Origin of the sequence: Kitasatospora purpeofusca (assembly GCF_000718025.1) — a bacterium.
In the GTDB taxonomy this organism is placed as follows: domain Bacteria; phylum Actinomycetota; class Actinomycetes; order Streptomycetales; family Streptomycetaceae; genus Kitasatospora; species Kitasatospora purpeofusca.
In genome coordinates this window covers 290681-315813 of sequence record NZ_JODS01000002.1, presented here as the reverse complement: position 1 = coordinate 315813, position 25133 = coordinate 290681, and the positions used below count along the sequence as shown (strand labels likewise).

Sequence of the window (25133 nt, the reverse complement as noted above, 5' to 3'; positions counted from 1 at the left end):
GGGCGCCCGCGGCCCGACGCCGACGGCCCGACCGGCGGGCCGAGCAGTGGATCCAGCAGTGGATCGAGAAGTGCGCCGAGCAGTGCGCCGAGCGGCGCATCGAGCAGTGAGGAGTCCGCCATGACGGTCACGATCCGTGACACCGAGGGTGCCGGTCGCTTCGAGGCGTGGTCGGACGGCGCCCTGGCCGGGTTCGCCGAGTACCTGCGCAGCGACGGGCTGGTGGTGTATCCGCACACGGTGGTCGAGCCCGCGTACGAGGGGCAGGGTGTCGGCGGGGCGCTCGCCCGGGCGGCCCTGGACGACGCGCGGGCGCGGGGGCTGGCGGTCCTGGCGACGTGTCCGTTCATCAAGGGGTGGATGCTCCGGCATCCCGAGTACATCGACCTGGCGTACGAGAACCGCAGCCGGGTGAGCGACTGATGGCCGCCGCCGGCCGCGCGGGCACGGAGGACACGGGCCCCGCCGAGAGCGCAGGCTCCGAGGACACGGGCGGCAGCGGGGCCGAAAAGGCGGCGGACGGGCGCGCCAGCGGTGCCCGGGCGTACCGGGGGGACGGGATCACGGTGTCCTTCGACGCCCGGGTGTGCCGGCATGCCGCCGAGTGCGTGCACGGGCTGCCGACGGTGTTCGACACGGCACGGCGGCCGTGGATCATGCCGGACGCCGCCGAGCCGGGGGTGATCGCCGAGGTGGTGCGCCGCTGTCCGACGGGGGCGCTGGCCTACCGGCTGGCGGACGGCGGGGCGGAGGCGCCGGACCGGCCGACCACGGTGCGGCGGACGGCCGACGGGCGGCTGCTGGTCCGGGGCGAGCTGCGGGTGACGGACGCGTCGGGGGAGGTCCGGGAGACGCCGAGGGCGATGCTGTGCGGCTGCGGCCGGAGCGCGGAGCCGCCGTACTGCGACCGGAGCGGGGAGTGCGGCGGCCACGAGGGGTGAGTCATTCCAGCGGCACGCGGACGGCCGAGGCCCCAACGCCCCCACCTCCACCCCACCCTCCGGCCCCGGTCCGATGGTCGACGAATAACAGCTGACATATTTCAGATGACAGATTTTGAAATCTGTCAGTCGTTGTGTCATCGTTGAACCATGTCCACCACCCAGAACCCCCGCCACCTCCCCCCGCGCAAGCTCGGCGCCACCGGCCCGACGGTCTCCCCCCTCGGCCTCGGCTGCATGGGCATGTCGGACCTCTACGGCCCCGCCGACGAGGCCGAGAGCATCGCGACCATCCACGCCGCCCTCGACGCCGGCATCACCCTGCTCGACACCGGCGACTTCTACGGCATGGGCCACAACGAGCTGCTGATCCACGAGGCGCTGCGCGGCCGCGACCGCGAGGACGTCCGGATCAGCGTGAAGTTCGGCGCCCAGCGCAGCCCGGACGGCCAGTGGCTCGGCTACGACGCCCGCCCGGCGGCGGTCAAGACCGCCCTCGCCTACACCCTGCGCCGCCTGCGCACCGACCACATCGACATCTACCGCCCCGCCCGGCTGGACCCGGCCGTGCCGGTCGAGGAGACCGTCGGCGCGATCGCCGAGCTGGTCGAGGCCGGCTACGTCCGCCACATCGGCCTCTCCGAGGTCGGCGCCGACACCCTGCGCCGCGCCGCCGCCGTCCACCCGATCAGTGACCTCCAGATCGAGTACTCGCTGATCTCCCGCTCCGTCGAGGCCGGGATCCTGCCGGCCGCGCGCGAGCTCGGCATCGGCGTGACCGCCTACGGCGTGCTCTCGCGCGGCCTGCTCAGCGGCCACTGGCAGAACGACCGGGAACTGGCCGGCACCGACTTCCGCGGCCACAGCCCCCGTTTCCAGGGCGACAACCTCACCCACAACCTCCGGCTCGTCGACGCCCTGCGCGCGGTCGCCGCAGAACGGAACGCCACCGTCGCGCAGATCGCGATCGCCTGGGTCGCCTCGCGCGGCGAGGACGTCGTCCCGCTGGTCGGCGCCCGCCGCCGCGACCGCCTCACCGAGGCCCTCGGAGCGCTCGACGTGACCCTCACCGAGGCCGACCTCGCGGCCATCGAGGCGGCGGTCCCCGCCGGGTCCGCGGCCGGCGACAGGTACGCTGCCGCCCAGATGGCCCATCTCGACAGCGAGCACTGAGGCGCGGTCCCGGCCACGTCGGCAGCCCGCTCCGGGCGGGGCCGTCAGCACCCGTACCAACCGTCGGCCGACGGGCGGCCCAGCCCGGCCGCCGACCGGCCGACCGTCCGCCCGCCGCACCCCGGCGGGCGGACGCCTCACCCGTAAGGACGTACCTCCCCGTGAGCACGGACAGCGCACTCACCGCCGAACAGATCCTGAGCGCGACGGAGGACGTCCTCAGGCGGTTCGGACCGGCGAAGGCCACCGTCGTCGACGTCGCCCGCACGCTCGGCGTCAGCCACGGCAGCGTCTACCGCTTCTTCTCTAGCAAGGCGGCCCTGCGCGAGGCCGTCACCGAACGCTGGCTCGACCAGGCCCACGACGAGCTGCGCCTGGTCGCCAGCGGGACCGGACCGGCCGCCGAGCGCCTGCACCGCTGGCTGACCACGCTCTTCGCCGCCAAGCGCCGGAAGGCCTTCGACGACCCTCAGCTGTTCGCGACCTACATGACGCTGGTCGGCGAGAACAGCCACACGGTCGACGCCCACATCAGGACGCTGATCTCCCAGATCGCCGACATCGTCCGGGACGGCACCGAGAACGGGGAGTTCCGCACCGCCCCCGTCGACCCGACCGCCCGCGCCGTGTTCGAGGCGACCGCGCACTTCCACGACCCCGTCCACGCGGCGAGCTGGTCCGACCCGGCCGCCGACGAGCGCTTCGAGGCCCTCTGGCGGCTCATCCTCGGCGGCCTGGCCGCCAGGGCCTGAGCCCCGCCCGTTCCCCTCCGGCCCGGTCCCGACCCCGGCCCTGGCCCTGGTCCTGGCCCTGGTCCTGGCCCTGGCCCTGGCCCTGGCCCTGGCCCTGGCCCTGGCCCCCGGACACGACGGACCGGCCGCGCGGTTCGCCCGCGCGGCCGGTCGGGCCCGTCGTAGTGCTCTCCTCGCCCCTGCCCGTCGCCCCGGGCCGCCGTCAGTTGCGGGAGTTGCCGAAGACGAGCCGATAGAGGATCAGCAGCACCAGGGCGCCACCGATCGCGGACGCCCAGGTCGCCAGGTCGAAGAACTGCGCCGTCACCGGCCGGTCCAGGAACTTCGCGGAGATCCACCCGCCGACGAAGGAGCCGGCGACACCGATCAGGGTGGTCACCACCAGGCCACCCGGGTCCCGCCCCGGCAGCAGCAGCTTGGCCAGAGCCCCGGCCACCAGGCCCAGCACGATCCATGCGACGAAGCTCATGTCCTACCGCCCTTCGAGCCGTACGGCGGCCCCGTGCACGCCGTACTGCCTGCAGGGACGCCGCACCACCGTCGGACGGTTCCGCGCCCGGCCGGTCCGGGCGCGGAGGCCCGCGGCCCGCGGTCCCCCGCTGGCGTGGCGCCCTTCTCGGGACCCGACTGCCCCGGAATACTGCGGCCATGCGCATCCTGATCGCCACCGCCGGTTCACGGGGCGACGTCGCCCCCTTCACCGGACTCGGCGCCCGCCTCCACGCGGCCGGCCATCAGGTGGCCCTCGCCACCCACGCGACCTTCGCCGAGGACGTCCGCGCCTGCGGACTGGAGTTCCGCCCGCTGCCGATCGACCCGCGCGCCGAACTCGCCTCCGCCCACGGCCAGCGGGTCCTGCGGGCCGGCTCCGGTCCGCTCGGCCTCCTCCAACTGGTGCGCCTCGCCCGCTCGTTCATGCCCGCCCTCGGCGCGGGGATCGCCGCCGCGGCAGAACCCGGCGCCGACCTCCTCCTCACCACCAGCACCACCGCCGACCTGGGCCAGGCCGTGGCCGAGGCCGCCGGCATCCCGAACATCGCCCTCCACCTCCAACCCCTCTCCCCCACCCGCGAGTTCGCCCCGGCCGTCACCGGCACCCGATCCCTCGGCGGACCGGGCAACCTGATCGCCGGCCACGCCGTGCAGGCCGCCGTCGACCGGCTCTTCGCCCCCGCCGTCCACGGCCTCCGCCGCCAACTCGGCCTACCCGAAGGCTCCGTGGCACGCGGCCGCCGCAACCGCACCGTGCTGCACGGCTTCTCGCCCAGAGTCGTCCCCCGCCCCGCCGACTGGCACCCGTCCCTCGGCGTCACCGGCTACTGGTGGCCCCGGACCGACCCCGACTGGCAACCCCCGCACCGCCTCCTGGACTTCCTCGCCGCCGGACCGCCACCCGTGTACATCGGCTTCGGCAGCCTCGTCGTCCCCGACCCCGAACGGCTCACCGCCACCGTCCTCGCCGCCGTGCGCGCCGCACGCGTCCGCGCCGTCGTCCAGTCCGGCTGGAGCGGCCTCACCGCCCCCGACGACAGCGACGACGTCCTCACCATCGGCGACACCCCGCACGACTGGCTCTTCCCCCGCATGGCCGCCACCGTCCACCACGCCGGCGCCGGCACGACCGCCGCCACCCTCCGCGCCGGGACCCCCACCGTCCCTGTCCCCGCCCAGCTCGACGCCCCCTTCTGGTCCGCCCGCCTCACCCGCCTCGGCACCTCCCCCGGCCCGATCCCCCTCCCCCACCTCACCGCCCCCCGCCTGGCCACCGCCATCCGCCAGACCCTCGACAACCCCCACCACCGCACCCACGCCCACACTCTCGCCACCGCCCTCGCCACCGAGGACGGCCCGGCCAAGGTCCTGGCGGCCATCGACCGCCTAGCCCAATGACCCGCAGGAGGAGGCACCATGAATCACCGACCGAACCATCGACCGAGCCGACGACGGATCCTCGGCGGAATCGCGGCGGCCGCGACCGTCGCCGCTCTCTCCACCGGAGGGCGGGCCTCCGCGCAGGGGGCACGCTCACAGGGAGGCGAACTCGCCGATCGGTTCCGCGCTCTTGAGAGGTCGCACTCCGCACGGCTGGGAGTCTTCGCCCAGGACACCGTCACCGGGCGGACGGTGGCCCATCGCGCGGACGAACTGTTCCCCATGTGCTCCACGTTCAAGACGATCGCCGTGGCCGCAGTGCTGAGGGACCTCGATCGGGACGGCACCTTCCTCGCCCAACGACGGCTTTACACGGCGACGGACGTAGCGCAATCGGGCTACGCACCGATCACGGGCCTGCCCGCGAACCTCGAAGCCGGTTTGACGGTCGAGGAGTTGTGCGCGGCAGCGATCCGGTACAGCGACAACGCCGCCGCCAACCTCCTCCTCCGCGAACTCGGCGGCCCTGACGCGCTCACCCGCTTCTGCCGCTCCATCGGCGACCGAGTGACCCGCCTCGACCGCTGGGAGCCCGCCCTCAACTCGGCCGAGCCGAGCCGCCTCACGGACACGTCGAGCCCTCACGCCCTCGGCCGCACCTACGCCCGACTCGCTCTCGGCGCGACTCTCGACCCGGCCGACCGCCAGCGGCTGACCGGCTGGCTCCTGACCAACACCACGGGCACCAACCGCCTCCGCGCCGGCCTGCCACCCACCTGGCACGTCGCCGAGAAGACCGGCACCGGCAGCTACGGCACGACCAACGACGTCGGAGTCACCTGGCGACCGGACGGGCGTCCGATCGTGGTGGCAGTACTCTCCACCAAGCACACCGCCGACGCCCCGGCCGACGAACCACTGATCGCCGAGACCGCCCGGATCGTCGCCACTGCTCTGGCCCAGCATCCGACAACCGCCAAAGGAGACTCGCCATGGGACCTTCAGCGACCGGAAGCCTGACAGCGACCCACACCCTCGCCGGATTGCGAAGAATGCCCAATTCGAAGGAAGTTGCCAAAACCGCCACTCGCGCGTGACAACATCCCAGCTCACGAACTCTGCTCCCCGCGACTGCGGGGTTGGTCCCGCGCGATCGGTGTCCACCGGCGCTCCGTCCGGCTGCTCCCCGCGACTGCGGGGTTGGTCCGTAGGTGCCGTCGGCCTGCTGGGTGAAGATCCACTGCTCCCCGCGACTGCGGGGTTGGTCCCGTCGCCTACCGCGCCGGGTGGCGCGGCGAAGACTGCTCCCCGCGACTGCGGGGTTGGTCCCCCACCGGCCTATACGCCACCGGCGCCCCCTCCCTGCTCCCCGCGCCTGCGGGGTTGGTCCTGGTTCCGTATGAGCATCAGCTAGCGCTTGTGTCTGCTCCCCGCGCCTGCGGGGTTGGTCCCTCACTTACCGGCCATAGGCCATACGGAACAGGCTGCTCCCCGCGCCTGCGGGGTTGGTCCCTGCGCGACGACCGCACCCCCACCGTCACCGTCCTGCTCCCCGCGCCTGCGGGGTTGGTCCCGGCGGCCTCACCCGCGCCCAGCGCAAGCACCTCCGCTCCCCGCGCCTGCGGGGTTGGTCCCCGGACGACGGGGATCCCCATGCGGTCCAGCTCCTGCTCCCCGCGCCTGCGGGGTTGGTCCCCTTCTGACGTGGCAGCTCGACTCCGATTTCGGCTGCTCCCCGCGCCTGCGGGGTTGGTCCCGTGGCGGTGGCGATGCTGGCTCCGGTGCCGCTCTGCTCCCCGCGCCTGCGGGGATCCAGGACTCCGCGCTGGACCGGATGCCCCAGCGAAGAATCCGGCCGTCCTCCCGGGCCAGGCCGTCGGTCTCCGCGTGGCCTGGGACTCCTCGGTCTGCGTGAATCCTTGCTCCGCCCCCATCTCGAACGCGGCCCGGACGACAGGCCACGGCTCCGAGTACTGCTTCTGAACCCCGAGGCGCCGGGCCTACCCCGGCTCGCGGGCGAGATCGGCGAGTCCGCCGAGTCGCTATCCAGTGGAATCCGGCTCGCCGAGGCTCGGCTGCGTGGGCTGGCCGAAGTCGGCCATGTCGGGGTCTACCGGCACCGAACCCTGCCGGTCTGGCGAACGATCCGACTCGATACCGCCGTCTACGTCAGCACATTCCACAGCGGTTGGGAGGGCCACGAGTCGGCCACCTATAAGGTACTGGCCACCCCGTACGACCCCCTGTTCGCCGGGTGGCTTCGACAATTCGACGACATGGTGAACGAGGCTGAGCGAATCATTTGACGAAGGAATGGGCGATGTCGATCGAGGCAGAGCTGAAGGCGGTGGTCCGCGATCCGGAGGGGCTTCTCAAGGCGCTCGAGGAGCGGTACGGGCCCGGCCGCGCCGAGGTGTACCGCGACACCTACTACGACGCACCGGACGGCGCGTTGACGGGAGCCGACCGCGAGCTGCGGATTCGCACCGTCCACGGCCCGGAGGACACGCGAACCGTTCTGACCTACAAGGGTGCTCGGGTCGACGAGGCCTCCGGATCCAAGCCGGAGGCCGAAACCCTGGTCGACAACGCCGAGGCCGCACACGGGATCGTCCAGGGGCTCGGGTTCGTTCCGCGGATCCGGTTCGAGAAGCGGTGCCGCAACTACGAATTCACGGAGGCCGGCCGCCGACTCTTCGCCACCCTTGTTCGTGTCCCCGAGATCGACGGAACCTTCATCGAGCTGGAGACGGAGGCGAGCATGGACGACCTCTCGCAGGCGCTCTCCGTCGTGCACTCGGTACTTGCCTCACTCGGCATCAACGACACGGACCTGACGATCGAGCAGTACACCGATGCGGTGTCCGCAGCCCGGCCATAGGCGAGCTCAGGGCCCAGGGCACCCATACGGTGACATCGTCCGTCCGATCGCTTCGACCACTGAACCCGGGCCTGCCAGTACCCGCTCGCCGCGCGGCGACAGTCGTTCGCATCGCGTCCTCGAATACGATGGTCAGCGATCCCTGCGGAACGCCGGGATGATCCCTGTGTGGCCGCCCTGCTGGCACCAGCGGACCTCTGCTCCCCACGCATGCGGGGATAGCTCCTTGTCGAGCATGTCGACCGGGACAGACCAGGGCCTGCCCCCAACTCATTCGGGGGTCCATCGGACACCCCTTCATGAACCTCCGTCTCATCGCCCCTTCGCACCTGAGGCTCTCTCACCACCGAGAGCACTCCCATTCCTTCTCACAACTGTGTAGTTGCCCTGCTACTTATCGCCACATTTCAATGTGTCACTCACCTCCCGCAGGTGCGTCCGTCCGCATACTGAGTGCCAGGCGCTGCCGCAATCGCGGCATCGGCCTCCGATTCGACAGCGGAGCACCCCCATGGAACTCAGACGCCTGCCGTTCGCACTCAGCCGCCAGGGAGAGATCACGCTGCTGAGCCTGCTCACCGTCTGCGTGGCGGCCGGGGCCGGATCGAGGTCCCGGCCGGATGTCGGCATCCGACTCGGCGTCGTCGCCCTGGTCGGCATGGTGGTTGTCGTGACTGCTACTCGGTCCACTCACTGCGACCGGCCCTGTCAAGCCTCATGACTCGGCTGCCCTGCGCCGGCCCCGGCACAGGGCAGCAACCCCGCACCGCTCCCGCATTCGCTAGTGCCCACTCACACATAAGCCCTTGAACAGCCCGTAAACGATCAAGCAAATGCTGTCACCAGGGTCCACTATCAATCAGATTCGATCACTCACGGTCGTTCGATCAGGACACAGCCACAAGCCCTGTTGAATGGCGGCGTGACTGGAACGCCTACCGGTCCGGAACTGTCCGCGCGCCTCTCCCGTGCCGCTCGCACCGTCTGGGCCAAGTCCGACAGGGACACCTCCGGGTGGATGCCGCTGTGGCGGCACATGGCGGACAGCGGGGCCGTCGCCGGGCTGCTGTGGGACGGGTGGCTTCCCAGGAACGTACGGGAGTTGATCGCCGACACGCTCGGAGGCAGCCAGGTACTGGCGCGGGAGCTCGCCGTGTGGTTGGCGACCGTGCACGACGTCGGGAAGGCCACGCCCGCGTTCGCGTGTCAGGTCGACGGGCTCGCCGAGAACATGCGGGCGGCCGGGCTGGCGATGCGTGATCCGCAGCAGTACGGGGACGACCGGCGCACCGCCCCGCACGGGCTCGCCGGTCAACTGATCCTCCAGGAATGGCTGGTGGAGCGGCACGAGTGGAAGCACCGGACCGCCGGGCAGTTGGCGGTGGTCGTCGGTGGGCACCACGGGGTGCCGCCGGGACACGGGCAGTTGCACGACCTCGAACTGCGCGAGGACCTGATCCGTACACCCGGGGCGAGCGAAAAGCTGTGGCGCGATGTGCAGTTCGAGCTGCTCGACGCGTGCACGGCAGTACTCGGAACAGTCGACGTACTGCGGTCGGTCCAAGGCGCCAAGCTGCCGCAGCCCGTCCAGGTGCTCCTGACCGGCATCGTCATCATGGCCGACTGGATCGCCAGCAATCCCGATCTCTTCCCCTACTTCCCGGAGGAGCGCCCCCGTTCGGAGGCGGAGCGCATCCAGTCCGCCTGGCAAGGGTTGAACCTCCCGCCCGCCTGGGATCCGTCGGACCCGCCGCAGGGGGCGAAGGAACTGCTCGAAGCCCGCTTCGAGCTGCCCGCCGGGGGGACGCCGCGGCCGGTCCAGGAGGAGGCCGTCCGGCTGGCGCGTGAACTGGCCGCGCCGGGGCTGCTGGTGATCGAGGCGCCGATGGGCGAGGGCAAGACGGAGGCCGCGCTCGCCGTCGCCGAGGTCTTCGCCGCCCGGACCGGCGCCGGCGGATGCTACGTCGCGCTGCCGACCCGCGCGACCGCCAACGCGATGTTCCCCCGTCTCACCGCGTGGCTGAACCACCTGCCCGCGGACGGGGATCGAACGGTCTTCCTCGCCCACGCGAAGGCCGCGCTCAACGACGAGTACGCGGGCATGATGGCCGCCGACCGGCGCCGGATCGCGGCCGTGGACACGGACGGGTCGCAGGGGGCCGGGCACCGGGCGCGGCGGAAGAACGCCGGGCTGATCGCCCACCAGTGGCTGCGCGGACGCAAGAAGGGCCTGCTCGCCTCCTTCGCGGTCGGCACCATCGACCAGGTGCTGTTCGCCGGTCTCAAGAACCGGCATCTCGCACTGCGCCACCTCGCGCTCGCCGGCAAGGTCGTCGTGATCGACGAAGTGCACGCCAACGACGCCTACATGAACACCTACCTGGAGCGGGTGCTCTCCTGGCTGGGTGCGTACCGGGTGCCGGTGGTCATGCTGTCGGCGACGCTGCCGGCCGCGACCCGGCGGGCCCTGGTGCAGGCCTACTGCGGAGCGGCGGCCGAGGCCGAAGTGGCCACGGAGGAACCCGGTTATCCGCTGCTCACCGCCGTCGCGCCGGGGCATCCGCCCCTGGTCCGACGGCCCGCCGCGGACTCCGCCCGGCGGAGCACCGTTCACCTGGAGCCGCTCGACGACGAACTCAACACACTTGTCGACCGCCTCTCCACCGAACTCGCCGACGGCGGCTGCGCGCTGGTCGTCCGCAACACCGTCGACCGGGTCCTGGAGGCCGCCGACCGGCTGCGGGAGCGCTTCGGGGACGAGGCGGTCACCGTCGCCCACGCACGCTTCGTCGACCTCGACCGGGCCCGGAAGGACAGCGACCTGCTGGACCGGTTCGGCCCCACCGGGGACCGGCCGCGCGGGCCGCACATCGTGGTCGCCAGTCAGGTGGCCGAGCAGTCCCTCGACGTCGACTTCGACCTCCTGGTCACGGACCTGTGCCCAATGGACCTCGTGCTCCAGCGCATGGGCCGGCTGCACCGCCACCGGCGCGGCGAGGGGCAGGGCGCCCGGCCGGCGCGGCTGCGGACGGCCCGCTGCCTGGTCACCGGCGTCGACTGGGCGGCGCAACCGCTGCCGGGCCCGGTGAAGGGGTCGACGTCCGTCTACGGCAGGCACCACCTGCTGCGCTCGGCCGCCGTGCTGTGGCCGCACCTGGTGGAGAGGGTCCCGCTGACGCTCCCGGACGACATCAACGGGCTGGTCCAGCGGGCCTACGGCGGCGAACCGGTGGGCCCCTCCGCCTGGTCGGCCGCGATGGCGGAGGCGGCGGAGGAGCAGCGACTCGCGGATGCCGCGCAGACCGCCCGAGCAGAGGTGTTCCGGCTGGACGAGGTGCGGCGGCCGGGGCGGTCGTTGGTGGGGTGGCTGGACGCCGGGGTGGGTGACGTGGACGACCACCGCTCCGGCCAGGCCCAGGTCCGGGACGGCGAGGAGAGCCTGGAGGTGATGGTCGCGATGCGCCACCCCGACGGCAGTCTCACCACCGTCCCCTGGCTGGACCGGGGCCGGGGCGGTCTGCCGCTGCCGACCGAGACCGTGCCCGGCTGGAACGCCGCCCAGGCCCTCGCGGCCAGCAGTCTGCGGCTCCCCTACCACTTCTCCAAGCCCTGGGTGATCGACAAGGCGATCAAGGAGCTGGAGCAGCTGTACGTCCCCGCCTGGCAGGTCAAGGAGTGTCCGCAGCTCGACGGCGAGCTGGTGCTGCTGCTCGACGAGCACGGCCGGGCCGAACTGGCGGGCTTCGAGCTGGAGTACAACCCGGGCGACGGCCTGTCGGTGCACCCGGCCGGAGCCCGTGAGGTGAGGTTGGTGAAGAACGTGCCCTCGTTCGACCTGGTGTCCCGTCCTTGGCTACCGGTGCAGCGGCTGGACGGGACGACCGCCGAGCTGTCGCTGCGCGAGGTGTTCGCCGAAGCGGCCGCGGTCCGGCGGCTGGTCGGGGACGTGCCGACGCAGGAGTTCGCGCTGATGCGCCTGTTGCTGGCGATCCTGCACGACGCGGTGGACGGGCCCGCCGAACTGGAGGACTGGGAGGAGCTGTGGGAGGACCCGGGCGCCTTCGCCGCCGTCGGCCGCTACCTCGACCGGCACCGGGAGCGCTTCGACCTGCTGCACCCGGAGACCCCGTTCTTCCAGGTGCCGGAGTTGCGCACCGAGAAGGACGAAGTCGCCTCGCTGAACCGGCTGGTGGCCGATGTGCCGAACGGCGACCCGTTCTTCTCCATGCGGATGCCGTCCGTCGACCGGCTCGCCTTCGCCGAGGCGGCGCGCTGGCTGGTGCACGCACACGCCTTCGACACCTCGGGCATCAAGTCGGCCGCGGCGGGCGACGGTCGGGCGAAGGGCGGGAAGGTGTACCCGCTGGGCACGGGGTGGGCGGGCGGTCTCGGTGGCGTCCTCGCCGAAGGGGACGACCTGCGGCAGACGCTCCTCCTCAACCTGGTGGCCGCGGACACCGCCGGGGCCCGCTTCCGCGAGGAGGACCGTCCTTCCTGGCGGCGCGGCCCGTACGGTCCGGAGCCGGATCCGGAGGCTGCGGACCCGTCCCACCGCCCGTCCGGGCCGCGCGACCTGTACACCTGGCAGTCCCGGCGCATCCGACTGCACCACGACGGGAGCGCGGTGACCGGGGCGGTGCTCTCCTACGGGGATCCGCTCGCGGCCCACGACCGCCGGTTCACCGAGCCGCTGACCGGCTGGCGGCGCAGTCGGCCCCAGGAGAAGAAGCTCGGCCGGGTGCCCGTCTACCTGCCCCGTCAGCACGATCCGGCGCGTTCGGCGTGGCGCGGTCTGCCCGCCCTGTTGCAGAAGCAGACCGCTTCGAAGGCCGCGAAGCCCGGTGAGCCGGCGGAGTACCTGAGCCCGTTGGTGCTGGAATGGGTGGCCCGGCTGACCACGGAGCGAGCGCTGGAGCGCGGGCGCCTGATCCGCGCCCGGACGATCGGCGCGATGTACGGGACCCAGCAGTCGGTGTTCGACGAAGTGGTGGACGACGGCGTCGCCATGGCGGTGATCCTGCTGCACGAGGGGGACCAGCGCTACGGACGACAGGCTGTGAGTGCGGTGGAGCACTCGGAGGACGGTGTGAAAGCGGTCGTCCAGCTGGCTGCCGACCTCGCGGATGCCGCCGGTGCGGCGGCCGACGGGCCGAAGGCGGCAGCCGCCGAACGCGGCTACGCCGACCTTGACGTCTCCTTCCGGCTCTGGCTCGGCGAGTTGGGACAGCGGACCCACCCCGACGAGGCTCTGGCGGACTGGCGGCGGCAGGCCCGGCGCATCCTGCTCGCCCTGGGCAGCGAACTGGTGGACACCGCCCCGCAGGCTGCCCGGGAGGGCCGGGTGGTGGCCGGCCGGAGCGGGCGGGTCTGGCTCAACGACGCGCTGGCGTTCCGACGGTTCGGCTTCGCCCTGGCCAAGGCGCTCCCCGCCCCGGACCCACCGGCGGTCGCGGCCGTGAACGACGACAACTCCACAGAGGGCGAGGACCGATGACCACCGACCCCGTACCGTCCCCCCGGCTCGCCGCCCTCGGGCGGGCGGGCACGGCGACGCGCGACCACATCGGCCAACTGCAGCGCGGCTACCGCGCCGACGAGTCCGCCGCCGTCGCCCGGGTCGCGCAGATCCGGCGCGGCGCGGGCCGGCCGATCGACGCGCTGCCCGAGCTGTGGGGCCTGACCGGCCTGGAGCGGCTGTATCCGCAGGGTCGGACCGGCCCCTCGGACGCCCTGGCCGAGAACGCGATGCACACGGCGGTCACGCTCTGGTCGCTGCACCAGCAGTCGCACCGCGAGGCCGGGATGCACCGCACCAGTGGACCCCAGTTGGGCGGCGCGGTGAGGCAGTTGATGCCTTCGGACGACATCGACGAGCCCTTGCGGAAGCGGTTCGTGAGGGCCGGTGCGGCGCCCACCTTCGACATCCTCGCGCAGCGGCTGCGGGAGCTCGTCGTGCTGCTGCGCCGGGAGGCCGTCCCGCTGGACTACGGGCTGCTCGCCGACCAGCTGTACCGGTGGCAACGGCCGGACGGGCGGGGCGAGGTGAACCGGGCCTGGGGGCGGAGCTTCCACGCGTACCGGCGCCCGAGGAGCACGGGCGGGACCTCCGCCGAGCACACCGCCGTCGAGCCTTCCGATCTCGATCCCTACACCGACAAGGACCAATCGTGACCAGCCGCACCATCCTGGACGTCCACATCCTGCAGACCGTGCCGCCGAGCAACCTCAACCGGGACGACACCGGCTCGCCAAAGTCGGCGGTGTACGGCGGTGTCCGGCGGGCCCGGGTGTCCAGTCAGGCGTGGAAGCGGGCGACCCGCAGGGCGTTCGAGGGGCTGCTGGACCCGGCCGAGCTCGGGGTGCGCACCAAGAAGGTGGCGGAGCTGCTGGCGGCGCGGATCATCGCGCTGGGGGTGGGGCTGGAGGAGGCGGCGGCGTGGCAGGCGGCGGCCGACACGATCACGGCCGCGACGGGTGCCAAGGTGGCTCCGCCGGCGCGGAAGGCGAAGGGCGACGGTGAGGATCCGGCGCCGGAGTCGCAGTACCTGATGTTCCTCAGCAGCCGGCAGTTGGACGCCCTGGCGGCGCTCGCCGCCGAGGGGCTGAAGGAGTCAGGCGGGTCGAAGGGTTCGGGCGAGCTGAAGGAGTTCTTCAAGGGCAAGGAGAACAAGGCCCGCGCCCGCGAGGCGGCGAACACCCGTCATTCGGTGGACATCGCGCTGTTCGGGCGGATGGTGGCGGACGCCTCGGACATCAATGTGGACGCCGCCGCGCAGGTGGCCCATGCGATCAGTGTGCACGCGGTGGAGATCGAGTCGGACTACTACACGGCCGTGGACGACGAGCGGAAGGAGGACGAGCCCGGGGCGGGCATGATCGGCACGGTCGACTTCAACTCGGCGACGCTGTACCGCTACGCGGCGGTGGACGTGGACCGGCTGCGGACGAACCTCGGGGACGGGCTGCGCGCGGACGAGCCGGCGGCGGAGCCGGTGCGGCGGGCGGTGGAGGCGTTCGTCGAGGCGTTCGTGACGTCGATCCCCACCGGCAAGATCAACACCTTCGCCAACCAGACCCTCCCGGACGCGGTGGTCGTCAAGCTCCGCTCGGCCCGGCCGATCAGTTTCGCCGGGGCGTTCGAGGAGGCCGTGCAGGCGGGCGGCGACGGCCTCACCGGTGGCCATGTCGCGGGCGCCTGCGAGGCGTTGGCCGCGTACGTGCCCGCGGTGGAGAAGGCGTTCGGCGCGGTGACGGAGGACAGCTGGGTGCTCAGGGTCGGCGAGCGGACGTCCGCGCTCTCCGGGCTCGGCGCCGAGGTGGGGCTGGAGGCGCTGGTCGGCGCGGTCGGCGCCGCGGTGGCGAAGCGGCTGGCGGGGTCGGCCGGGTGAGCGTGCTGCTGCTGCGGCTGGCCGGGCCGCTCCAGTCCTGGGGGTCCGCCGCGCGGTTCGTCCGGCGGACCACCGAGTCGGCGCCCACCAAGAGCGGGGTGCTGGGGATGCTCGCCGGGGCACTCGGCCGGGACCGGGGCGAGGACGTGGCGGATCTGGCGGCGCTGCGGTTCGCGGTCCGCACCGAGCAGCCGGGTACCCGGGTGCGGGACCTCCAGACGGCCCACCACGGGGATACCGAGAAGCCCATGCCGCTGTCCGAGCGGTTCTACCTCGCGGACGCGGTGTTCGTGGCCGCGGTGGAGGGGGCGGACGCGACGGTCGACGCGCTGGCGGCGGCGCTGCGCGCGCCGGTGCACCTGCCGTACCTGGGCCGCCGTTCGTGCCCGCCGAGCGGGCCGGTCGACCTGGGCGTCCGGTCGGGGGCTGGACTGCGGTCGGTGCTGGAGCGGGAGCCGTGGCAGGCGGCGCCGTGGTACCGGCGGCGCCACCACGCGGCGTCCGTGGCGCTGCCCGTCCAGGCCGATGCCGAACCGGAGGAGCAGCCCCGGGCCGACCTGCTGCGCGACCTTCCGCTGAGCTTCGACCCCCGGCACCGCCGGTACGCGCTGCGCGGGGTGGTCTCCTTCATCGTCAACGCGCCCACGGCGGAGGCCGATCACGATCCGACGGCCCATCTGAACCCCCTGGAACCGGAATCGGACTGACATGTTCCTCACCCGCTTTCGCGTCAACACCGCCCGGGCCGGGGCCCGGCGGCTGCTCTCCTCGCCGCAGCTCCTGCACGGTGCGGTGATGGCCTCGTTCGCCGAACCGCCGTCGTCGATCCCGGCAGCGGCGGCCGGGTCGGCGCCCCGCGTGCTCTGGCGGATCGACCACAACTCCCGGTCCGAGGTGCTCCTCTACCTGGTGGGCCCGCAACGCCCGGACCTCACCCACCTGGTGGAGCAGGCCGGCTGGCCGACCACCGGCGGCTGGCAGACCTTCGACTACGGCGCGTTCCTGGCCGCCATTTCCGCCGGTTCGACCTTCGCCTTCCGGCTGACCGCCAACCCCGTCCACAGCATCCGCCGCAAGCCCGACGAGCCGACCAAGCGGACCGCGCACCTCACCCAACGGCACCAGGCGGACTGGCTGTTGCGGCAGCAGGAGCGGTCCGGCTTCACCGTCGTCGAGAAGGCCCCGGACCGGCGGCTGCTGACGGAGGGGGACGAGCACGAACTCGTGGTCCACCGGCAGCAGGCGGTGTCGTTCGGCAAGAACGACCGGGTGCAGGCCGGCCGCCACCGGGTCACCCTGGTGACCGCGACCTACGACGGCCGCCTGCGGGTGACCGATCCGGACGCGCTGCGCCGCACCCTCACCGCCGGGCTGGGCAAGGCGAAGGCCTACGGGTGCGGACTGATGACGCTCGCGCCGGTGCGGGGGTGACGCGGTGGCGACGACTCCGGCGCGCAGGCCGGTCTCCTCTCCCCGCGAGCTGACCCGGATCGGCGACCGGGTCTCGTTCCTCTATCTGGAGCGTTGCACGATCCACCGCGAGGACAACGCGATCACCGCCACCGACGAGTCCGGTGTCCGGTACATCCCCTCGGCGACGATCGGGGTGCTGCTGCTCGGGCCGGGAACCCGGGTGACGCACCAGGCGATGAGCGTGCTCGGCGAGTCCGGCGCGGGTGTGGTGTGGGTGGGCGAGCAGGGCGTGCGGTACTACGCGGGCGGGCGGGCACTGACCCGGTCGGCCGGGCTGGTGGAGGCGCAGGCCACGGCGTGGGCGAACCGGCGCCACCGGCTGGACGTGGCGCGGGAGATGTACCGGCTGCGGTTCCCGGACGCGGATCCGGCGGGGATGACCCGACGGGAACTGCTGGGCGGCGAGGGCACCCGGGTCAAGGAGGTGTACCGCGCGGAGGCCGCCCGGACGGGTGTGCGCTGGGTACGGCGCACCTACGATCCGGGGGACTTCGCGGCGGGTGACGCGCCGAACCAGGCGGTGACGGCGGCCGCGCAGTGCCTGTACGGGGTCGCGCACTCGGTGGTCGTCGCGCTGGGGTGCTCGCCCTCGCTCGGCTTCGTGCACTCGGGGCACGAGCGGTCGTTCGTGCTGGACGTCGCGGACCTCTACAAGGTGGAGTTCGGCATCCCGGCGGCGTTCGACGCGGCCGCGGAGGGGCCGGAGGACGTGGCGGGGCGGACCAGGCGGGCGTTGCGGGAGCGGATCCGCGCGGGCAGGCTGCTGGAGCGGGTGGTCGGGGACGTGCGGGGCCTGCTCGCGCCGTACCGGTCGGCCGACACGGGCGAGGCGCGCGGGGCGGGCAGCCCGGACGGGCCCGATGCTCCGGAGGAGGATGTCGTGCTGCTGCACGACGACCACGACAGCGTGCTGCCCGGCGGCCGCAACCACGGTGCCGGGGCGGGCCGGTGATCACCCTGGTGCTCGCGGACTGCCCGGTCGGGTTGCGGGGGCTGCTGACCAGGTGGCTCACCGAGATCTCGCCGGGCGTCTTCGTCGGCGATCCGTCGGCGCGGATCCGCGAGGTGCTGTGGGAGGAGGTGCGGGAGTACCGGGGCCGGGGGCGGGCCGTGCTCACGTACAGCACGGACACCGAACAGGGTTTCGCCTTCGCGACCCACGAGCACCGGTGGCAGCCGGTGGACCACGAGGGGCTGACGCTGATCCACCGCCCGGCGGACCGCCCGGTGCCGTCGCCCCGGGGCGGGCCGCCGGCGGAGGGGGCCGCGAGCGGGTGGAGCAAGGCCTCCAAACGCCGTCGGTTCGGGTCCCGTTGAGCGGTCGGAGGCGTTCGGAGGAGTGCCGGCCCGGCTCCGCGAGTGCTCCGGGGCCGGTCAGGCGCCCAGTGCGGGGATGATGTCCGTGCCGTAGGCGTCGATGGTGGATTCGACGGCGTCGTGCATGGCGTAGACGGCGAACTGGTCGACACCCAGGCCGCGGAGCTGGTCGAGGCGGGCGAGGTGGGTCTCGACCGGGCCGATGACGCAGAAGCGGTCCACGATCGCGTCCGGGACGAAGGCGGTGTCGGGGTTCCCGGCGCGGCCGTGGTGGCTGTAGTCGTAGCCCTGGCGGTCCTTGATGTAGGCGGTGAGTTCGTCGGGGACGAGGCCGGAGTGCTCGCCGTAGTGCCGGACGAGTTCGGCGACGTGGTTGCCGACCATGCCGCCGAACCAGCGGCACTGCTCGCGGGCGTGGGCGAGGGCGGCCGGGGAGTCGTCGGCGGTCACGTAGGCGGGGGCGGCGACGCAGACGGTGAGCGAATCGGGGTCGCGCCCGGCTTCGGCGGCGGACCGGCGGACGGCCTTGACCATGTACTCGGTGAGGAACGGGTCGGCGAGTTGGAGGATGAACCCGTCCGCCTGACGGCCGGTCAGATCGAGGGCCTTGGGCCCGTAGGCGCCCATCCAGATCGGCAGGCGCGCGCCCTCGCCGACCCAGGGCAGGTGCATCTCGGTGCCGTCGACCTCGGCGGTCCGCCCCTCGGCCAACTCCTTGACGGCGTGCATGGCCTGGGAGAGCCGGTCGAGGGTGGCGGGCTTGCGGCCGGCGACCCGCATCGCGGAGTCGCCGCGGCCGATGCCGCAGACGGTGCGGTTGCCGAACATGTCGTTGAGCGTGGCGAAGAGGGAGGCGGTGACCTCCCAGGTGCGGGTGGAGGGGTTGGTGACCATGGGGCCGACGGTGAGGGTGCTGGTCTCGGCGAGGATCCGGCTGTAGATGACGAAGGGTTCCTGCCACAGGACGCAGGAGTCGAAGGTCCAACCGTGGCTGAAGCCGGCCCGCTCGGCGCGGATCATGCGATCGATGAGCAGGCGGGCGGGCGGGTCGGTCTGCAGGACGAGGCCGATGTCCAAGGCGGGCTCCGGGAGTTGGTCGGGGTGCGGTCGGGAGAGGCGACCGGGCGGGAAAGACGGACCGGCCGGGGAGGGGCGGCCGGTCGGGGCACGGCGGCTCAGTCGAGGTACTGGCAGGTGTCCCGGCGCAGGAAGGCGCCGTGGCCGGCCCGGCCCAGCCAGGTGCCCCGGTCGAGCACCACGGTGCCGCGCGAGAGCACGGTGCGGGCGCGGCCGGTGAGGGTGCGCCCCTCGTACGCCGAGTAGTCGACGTTCATGTGGTGGGTCGCGGCGGAGACGGTCTGGACGGCGTTCGGGTCGTAGACCACGATGTCGGCGTCGGCGCCGGGGGCGAGGGTGCCCTTGCGCGGGTGCAGGCCGAACATCCGGGCCGGGGTGGTGCAGGCGATCTCGATCCAGCGGCGACGGCTGATCCGTCCGTCGACCACGGCCTGGTGGAGGAGGTCCATCCGGTTCTCCACGCCGGGGAGGCCGTTGGGGATCTTCGAGAAGTCGCCGCGGCCGAGCTCCTTCTGGCCCGTGTAGCAGAACGGGCAGTGGTCGGTGGAGACCACCTGGAGGTCGTTGGTGCGCAGCCCGCGCCAGAGCGCCTCCTGGTGCTCGCGGGGCCGCAGCGGCGTGCTGCACACGTACTTGGCGCCCTCGAAGCCGTCGGCGCCCTCCTCGGCGAGGTTGTCGGTGGAGAGGAAGAGGTACTGCGGGCAGGTCTCGCCGAAGACGGGGAGTCCTTCGTCGCGGGCCCGGGCGAGTTCGGCGAGGGCGGAGGCGGCGGAGACGTGGACCACGTAGAGGGGGCTGCCGGCGACCTGGGCGAGCTTGATCGCCCGGTGGGTGGCCTCGGCCTCCAGCAGTTCGCGGCGGACCTCGCCGTGGTAGCGGGGCGCGGTGCGGCCGGCGGCGAGGGCCTGTTCGACGAGGACGTCGATGGCGATGCCGTTCTCGGCGTGCATCATGGTCAACCCGCCGTTGGCGGCGCCGCGTTGCATGGCGCGCAGGATGCGGCCGTCGTCGCTGTAGAAGACGCCGGGGTAGGCCATGAACAGCTTGAAGGAGGTGGACTCGCCGGAGTCGACGAGGGTGTCCATCTCCTTGAGGACGGCGTCGGTGACGTCGGAGACGATGGTGTGGAAGGCGTAGTCGATCGCGCAGTTGCCCTCGGCCTTGGCGTGCCAGGTGTCCAGGCCCTCGCGCAGGCTGCCGCCGACCGACTGGACGGCGAAGTCGACGATGGTGGTGGTGCCGCCCCAGGCGGCGGCGCGGGTGCCGGTCTCGAAGGTGTCGGAGGCGTGGGTGCCGCCGAACGGCAGTTCCATGTGGGTGTGGGCGTCGACGCCGCCGGGGACGACGTAGTGGCCGTCGGCGTCGATCACGGTGTCCGCGGTCCAGGAGAGGGCGGCCTCGCTGCCGGTGGCGGCGAGGGCGGCGATCCGTTCGCCCTCGACGAGGACGTCGGCGCGCAGTTCCTCGGTGGCGGTGACGACGAGGCCGCCGCGGACGGCGGTGCGCCCGGTCCGGGCTGTGGCCGTGCCGGTGGCCCGGCCGGTGGCGGGGGTGCCGCTCGGGGTGCTGCTCGGGGTGGTGCCGGGAGTGCTGGTCATGGTGTGCTCGTGCCCCTCTCCGTCACGCCTCGGTCAGTGGTCCGTACGCCTCCGGGCGGCGGTCGCGGTAGAACGCCCACTGCTGGCGGACCTGTTCGATGAGGTCGAGGTCGAGGTCGCGCACGACCAGCTCCTCCTCCTTGTCGGAGGCCACCTCGCCGACGAACCGGCCGCGCGGGTCGACGAAGTAGGAGGTGCCGTAGAAGTCGTTGTCGCCGTACTCCTCGGTGCCGACGCGGTTGATGGCGGCCACGTAGTAGGCGTTGGCGACGGCGGCGGCGGGCTGTTCGAGCTGCCACAGGTAGGCGGAGAGGCTGCGGCTGGTGGCGGAGGGGTTGTAGACGATCTGCGCGCCGCCCAGGCCCAGGGCGCGCCAGCCCTCGGGGAAGTGCCGGTCGTAGCAGATGTACACGCCGACCTTGCCGACCGCGGTGTCGAAGACCGGCCAGCCGAGGTTGCCGGGCTTGAAGTAGTACTTCTCCCAGAAGCCCTTGACCTGCGGGATGTGGTGCTTGCGGTATTTGCCGAGGTAGCTGCCGTCGGCGTCGATCACGGCGGCGGTGTTGTAGTAGACGCCGGGCTGGTCCTCCTCGTAGACGGGGACGACCAGCACGAGGCCGAGTTCGCGGGCGAGTTCGCGCATCCGCCGCACGGTGGGGCCGTCGGGGACGGGCTCGGCCCAGCGGTAGTGCTCCGGGTCCTGCACCTGGCAGAAGTACGGGGAGTTGAAGACCTCCTGGAAGCCGAGGATCTTCGCGCCCTGTGCGGCCGCCTCGCGGGCGTAGCGCTCGTGGAGGGCGATCATGCTCTCCTGGTCGCCGGTCCAGCGGGTCTGGACGAGGGCGGCACGGACGATCTGCGACATGGGTACCTCCGCAACTCCGCGGCCCGTCCGGGGGCGGGCCCGCGGTCCGAGGGTCGGCGGGCGGTGCTGCCTGCGGTGGATGTCTACGTGCGTAGAAAGTTGGTGCGTCGACCGTAGGCCCGGCTCCGGTCGCCTGACAATACGTCCGACGCGACGTGGCCGGGGCGATCCTGCCGGGCGGACACGCGGGGTCTCGTAGGTGGGATGAAACGGTCATCTACCCCGGGAGCGCACTCCTTACTCATTCGGGTGAATCCATGCTCGGGGTGGGCTGCGGCGGGGCAGGAAGGTGGTGACGCCCCTACCGGCTGCGGGTCCGCGGGGACAGGCGGGATCCGGACAGGCTTCGAACGGGACCGGGGCGTTCGCGGGGGGCGCGGGGTGCGTCCCCCGGGGTCGGGTGTCGGGTGTTGGTGGTGCGGTGGTGGAGAGGGGTGGATCGTGGTGACGGCCGACGGCAGGGCGGCGGGCAGGGTGCCCGCCTGGGGCGGGGTGCTGCTCGGGCTCGCGGTACCGGTGCCGGCCGTGCTCGGCTGGCTGCTGTACACCCGGCGGACGGCCGCCGACCAGGGCGCCAAGGACGTCCGGCTGCAACTCGCCGGCTCGCGGTCCGCCGCCGAGGCCGTGATCGCCGGCCAGGCACCGGCGTTCCGGGCCGCGCTGGACGCCGACCTCTGGCTGATCGGCGGCTACACGGTCACCCTCGCGGCGGCCGGGCTGCTCGGGGCCCATGTGTTCACCCGGGCGCACTGGCGGTCGGCGGCACTGGCCGCGGGCCTGGCGGGCGTACTGGCCGGCGCCTGCGACCTGGCCGAGGACGCCCTGCTGGACGCCGGGCTGGGCGCGGCCGGTCCCGGACCGACGGGCGGGGACGCGCCGTTCGCCGCGGCGGCCGCGTTCGCCACCGTCAAATGGCTGCTGCTGCTCCCCTCGGGGGCGGTCGCGGTCGTGGTGTGCGGCGCCACCGCGCACCGGGCGGTGCGCGGGCTGCTGCCGCGGCGGGAAACGGAGGGCGACGAGGGCGGGGCGGGGCAAGGGGACGAGTACGGGCAGCGGGGGCGGGCGGCCGACGGGCGCGCCGCGCGCGGACGGGGCGGGGCCGGGGCCGGGGCGGCCGGGGCAGCCTCGGGGCCGGATCCGCCCGCCGCCGCCGGACCGCCGCTGATCCCGCCGTGGCCGGTACTGACCGCGCGGGGCGGGCGGTGGCCGCCCGGCCCCCGGAGCCACGGGCCGCTCACCCGGCAGGCCCGCTGGCACAACGCCGCCCGGGTCCCGCCCGGCCGCGAGCACGCTCCGCTCGGCTTCTGCGTCTCCGGCGGCGGCATCCGCTCGGCCTGCGTCACCCTCGGCGCGCTCCAGGCGCTGCGCCCCTGGCTGAAGCAGGCCCGCTACCTGGTCGCGGTCTCCGGGGGCGGGTACACGGTCGGCGCGATGCAGTTGGCGCTGAGCGACTCCGCGCCCGACAGTCCGGTCCGGGTGCGCTCCGGCCTGACCGCCGACACCGTGCTCGAACCCGGCTCGCCCGAGGAGGACCACCTCCGCCGCCACTCCAAGTACCTCGCGGACGGGGCGGGCGAGTGGCTGGTCGCGCTCGGCACCCTGCTGCGGGGTCTGGTCGCGGCGCTCGCGCTGCTGCTCGCCACCGTGCTGGTGCTCGGCCTCGGCCTGAGCCGGTTCTACCACCTCGTACCGCTCGCCGACCTGGGCGGCCTCGGCACGGCCGGCGGCTCGCCGACCGTCCGGGTCCCCGTCCTGCTCACCCTCGCCGGGCTGCTCTCGGCCGCCGCAACCGGGTGGCTGCTGTGGCTGCTCACCTTCTCCTGGCTCGGCTGGAACACGCCGCTGCCGCGGCTCCTGCGCCGCTTCTCGCACGGCGCGCTGGCGCTGGCGGTCCTGCTCGCCCTGGGTGTGCTGGCCGTGCCCGGTCTGGCCTGGGGCGCGGTGGCGCTGCGGCGGGCGCTCGCGGTCGGCGCCCGGCAGGCCGGGGCCGGCATCAGCCTCACCGTGCTGCTCAGCTACCTGGCGCTGCTGCTGGGCATCCTCTGGCACGGCCGCCACGCCATCGAGCAGGGCGCGGCGGTGCTCGGCGGGGTCCTGCGCGGAGCCCGCCGCAGCGCTCTCACCGTCCGGCTCACCGAGTACCTCGTGCTCTGGTCGGCCCTGACGGCGCTCACCGTCGGCGCGCTGCTCGCCTTCGGCTGGGCGGTGGCCACCGGACACACCTGGCCGACCGCCGTCCAGGTGCTGCTGCCGCTGGTCCTGGGCACGGTCGGGCTCAACCTCGACCAGACCTGGATGGGCCTGCACCCCTTCTACCGGCACCGGCTCGCCTCGGCCTTCGCCGTCCGGCGGGCGGTCGAGGGCGGGGAAGCAGGCCGGGGAACGGGCGGGGAGGCAGGCCGGGAGGCGGACGGGGAAACAGGTGGCACGGGGGACGCGGACCGGGGCGGCGAGGTGCTGGCCCGGCCGTACCACTTCTTCCGCGAGCAGACCCGGCTGAGCCACTACGGCGCCCGGCACCCGGACTTCCCCCAGGTGATCTTCGCGGCGGCGGCCAACCTCTCCGGCAGCGCGCGGACGCCGCCCGGCCGGCGGGCGGTGTCGTTCACCTTCTCCTCCGACTACGTGGGCGGCCCGGACGTCGGGTACGCGCGCACCGACCTGCTGGAGCGGCGCACCCGGCGGCACATCGCCCGGGACCTCACGGTGCAGTCCGCGATGGCCGTCTCCGGCGCCGCGTTCTCCTCCGCGATGGGCCGTCAGTCCCACGCGTACCAGGGGCTGTTCGCGATCACCAACGCCAGGCTGGGCACCTGGCTGCCGAACCCGGCCGCCCTCGCCCCGCTCTGGGCGGCCGACCGGGACTGGCGGTACGCGCCGCAGCCCGCCGTGCGCCGGTTGTCGTACCAGCTGCGGGAGGCGTTCGGGCGGTACCCGATGGACGCGCGGTTCCTGCTCACCACCGACGGCGGGCACTACGAGAACCTCGGCCTGGTCGAGTTGCTGCGGCACGGTGTGCGGACGGCGGTGTGCGTCGACGCGAGCGGCGACTCCGCCTTCGCGGGGTCGCTCGCGGCGGCGATCACCCTCGCCCGGGAGGAGCTGGGCATCGCCATCACCCTCCGGGAGCCGGACCTGCTGGTCCCGGGCAGCGCCGACGCCGGCACCGGGACAAGGACCGGCACCGGGAGCGGCACCGGGAGCGGGAGCGGGGCCGGCGGCGAGGGCGGGCAGGCGCCGTTGCGCGGTCTGGCGGCGCGGCTGGCCGAACGACTGGCCGCGCGGGCGGTCGTGGTCGGCGACATCGTGTACCCGTGGCCGCTGGAGCTCGGCGACGCCGACAGTGACGCGTCCGCCCGGCACGGCACGCTGATCGTCGCGCAGGCCGTGCTGACCCCCGACATGCCGTACGAGCTGCACGCCTACGCGATGGGTGATCCGGCCTTCCCGTACGACGGCGCCGGTGACCAGTGGTTCGACCACCGGCAGTTCGACGCCTACCAGACGCTCGGCCGGTACCTGGGCGAGCAGGCGGGACCGGTCGTCGAGGCGGCGCTGGCCGGGCCGGCGGCGGGAACGGCAGCAGCAGGGGGAACGGGGGCGGGCGCAGGAACGGGGCCGGCCAAGGGCGGCGGGGCCGACCGGCCGGGCCGGGGTCCGGACCGGAGCGGGAGCGTGCCCGGCCCCGGGGCGGCGCCCGCCGCCGAACGGGCTCCGACCGCGTCCGACCAGCGGCGCGACGGGCGGCCGTGACCGCGCTCGCTTGACTCCTGCCCGTCCGGTCGGGAAGGATCCG

20 protein-coding genes and 1 CRISPR repeat array are annotated in these 25133 nt (G+C 73.4%); of the genes, 16 read left to right on the top strand and 4 right to left on the bottom strand.

All coding sequences use genetic code 11. The features are described 5' to 3' along the window. Positions 1-120: 120 nt before the first annotated feature. The 4 genes from IF01_RS0104445 to IF01_RS0104430 all read left to right on the top strand — a co-directional run bounded on the left by IF01_RS0104445 (position 121) and on the right by IF01_RS0104430 (position 2866). Positions 121-423, top strand: coding sequence for a GNAT family N-acetyltransferase (locus IF01_RS0104445; RefSeq protein WP_030391923.1), 303 nt, complete (start codon positions 121-123; stop codon positions 421-423). Then, positions 423-941, top strand: coding sequence for a (4Fe-4S)-binding protein (locus IF01_RS0104440; RefSeq protein ID WP_078879653.1), 519 nt, complete (start codon positions 423-425; stop codon positions 939-941). The genes IF01_RS0104445 and IF01_RS0104440 overlap by 1 nt, the downstream gene beginning before the upstream one ends. Positions 942-1091: 150 nt before the next feature. Next, positions 1092-2114, top strand: coding sequence for an aldo/keto reductase (locus IF01_RS0104435; protein WP_030391921.1), 1023 nt, complete (start codon positions 1092-1094; stop codon positions 2112-2114). Between the two features lie 161 nt (positions 2115-2275). Beyond that, positions 2276-2866 (top strand): TetR/AcrR family transcriptional regulator, encoded by a 591-nt coding sequence (locus tag IF01_RS0104430; RefSeq protein WP_030391920.1) that lies wholly within the window; start codon positions 2276-2278, stop codon positions 2864-2866. A 202-nt stretch (positions 2867-3068) separates the two neighbouring features. Here IF01_RS0104430 and IF01_RS0104425 read toward each other — a convergent pair whose 3' ends face one another. Beyond that, positions 3069-3335, bottom strand: coding sequence for a GlsB/YeaQ/YmgE family stress response membrane protein (locus IF01_RS0104425; protein ID WP_030302213.1), 267 nt, complete (start codon positions 3333-3335; stop codon positions 3069-3071). A gap of 179 nt (positions 3336-3514) precedes the next feature. Here IF01_RS0104425 and IF01_RS0104420 point away from each other — a divergent pair, with 179 nt between their 5' ends. The 11 genes from IF01_RS0104420 to cas2e all read left to right on the top strand — a co-directional run bounded on the left by IF01_RS0104420 (position 3515) and on the right by cas2e (position 17797). Further along, complete coding sequence (locus IF01_RS0104420; protein WP_030391919.1) at positions 3515-4756, top strand: glycosyltransferase; 1242 nt, start codon at positions 3515-3517, stop codon at positions 4754-4756. Positions 4757-4774: 18 nt separating this feature from the next. Further along, positions 4775-5758, top strand: a complete 984-nt coding sequence (bla, locus tag IF01_RS0104415; protein ID WP_063764129.1) for a class A beta-lactamase — start codon at positions 4775-4777, stop codon at positions 5756-5758. A gap of 98 nt (positions 5759-5856) precedes the next feature. Then, a CRISPR array of direct repeats spans positions 5857-6495; the repeat unit is 29 nt; unit sequence CTGCTCCCCGCGCCTGCGGGGTTGGTCCC. Positions 6496-6657: 162 nt separating this feature from the next. Beyond that, on the top strand, positions 6658-7044 hold the full coding sequence (locus IF01_RS0104410; protein ID WP_051754911.1) for a hypothetical protein: 387 nt from the start codon (positions 6658-6660) through the stop codon (positions 7042-7044). Positions 7045-7058: 14 nt separating this feature from the next. Then, positions 7059-7619, top strand: coding sequence for a class IV adenylate cyclase (gene cyaB / locus IF01_RS0104405; protein ID WP_030391916.1), 561 nt, complete (start codon positions 7059-7061; stop codon positions 7617-7619). Between the two features lie 922 nt (positions 7620-8541). Beyond that, on the top strand, positions 8542-13113 hold the full coding sequence (gene casA, locus IF01_RS43540; protein WP_051754910.1) for a type I-E CRISPR-associated protein Cse1/CasA: 4572 nt from the start codon (positions 8542-8544) through the stop codon (positions 13111-13113). Further along, positions 13110-13790, top strand: coding sequence for a type I-E CRISPR-associated protein Cse2/CasB (gene casB, locus IF01_RS0104390; protein WP_051740173.1), 681 nt, complete (start codon positions 13110-13112; stop codon positions 13788-13790). Before casA ends, casB begins: the two co-directional genes overlap by 4 nt. Next, entirely contained in the window at positions 13784-15007 is a 1224-nt protein-coding gene (cas7e, locus tag IF01_RS0104385; protein ID WP_208624282.1) for a type I-E CRISPR-associated protein Cas7/Cse4/CasC, read from the top strand. Before casB ends, cas7e begins: the two co-directional genes overlap by 7 nt. Further along, complete coding sequence (gene cas5e / locus IF01_RS0104380) at positions 15004-15714, top strand: type I-E CRISPR-associated protein Cas5/CasD (protein ID WP_030391911.1); 711 nt, start codon at positions 15004-15006, stop codon at positions 15712-15714. Before cas7e ends, cas5e begins: the two co-directional genes overlap by 4 nt. Position 15715: 1 nt before the next feature. Next, positions 15716-16438 carry a type I-E CRISPR-associated protein Cas6/Cse3/CasE gene (gene cas6e, locus IF01_RS0104375; protein WP_030391910.1) on the top strand — a complete coding sequence of 241 codons (723 nt, stop codon included), beginning with the start codon at positions 15716-15718 and terminating at the stop codon, positions 16436-16438. Positions 16439-16442: 4 nt separating this feature from the next. Further along, positions 16443-17432 (top strand): type I-E CRISPR-associated endonuclease Cas1e, encoded by a 990-nt coding sequence (gene cas1e / locus IF01_RS0104370; RefSeq protein ID WP_030391909.1) that lies wholly within the window; start codon positions 16443-16445, stop codon positions 17430-17432. Next, positions 17429-17797: a type I-E CRISPR-associated endoribonuclease Cas2e gene (gene cas2e, locus IF01_RS0104365; protein ID WP_030391908.1), complete on the top strand. Its 369-nt coding sequence runs from the start codon at positions 17429-17431 to the stop codon at positions 17795-17797. The genes cas1e and cas2e overlap by 4 nt, the downstream gene beginning before the upstream one ends. Before the next feature lie 57 nt (positions 17798-17854). On the opposite strand, the gene IF01_RS0104360 is transcribed toward cas2e, so the two are convergent. From IF01_RS0104360 to IF01_RS0104350, 3 genes are all read right to left on the bottom strand, one after another. Next, positions 17855-18874, bottom strand: a complete 1020-nt coding sequence (locus tag IF01_RS0104360) for a TIGR03842 family LLM class F420-dependent oxidoreductase (protein ID WP_030391907.1) — start codon at positions 18872-18874, stop codon at positions 17855-17857. A 98-nt stretch (positions 18875-18972) separates the two neighbouring features. Further along, the gene (gene hydA, locus IF01_RS0104355) at positions 18973-20472 is read right to left on the bottom strand and encodes a dihydropyrimidinase (protein ID WP_078879652.1); all 1500 of its coding nucleotides are present in this window, start codon (positions 20470-20472) and stop codon (positions 18973-18975) included. A gap of 22 nt (positions 20473-20494) precedes the next feature. Then, on the bottom strand, positions 20495-21337 hold the full coding sequence (locus tag IF01_RS0104350; protein ID WP_030391905.1) for a nitrilase-related carbon-nitrogen hydrolase: 843 nt from the start codon (positions 21335-21337) through the stop codon (positions 20495-20497). 441 nt (positions 21338-21778) lie between these two features. Between IF01_RS0104350 and IF01_RS41290 the strand changes: the two genes are divergently transcribed. Then, positions 21779-25090: a hypothetical protein gene (locus IF01_RS41290; RefSeq protein WP_051754909.1), complete on the top strand. Its 3312-nt coding sequence runs from the start codon at positions 21779-21781 to the stop codon at positions 25088-25090. Positions 25091-25133: the final 43 nt, after the last annotated feature.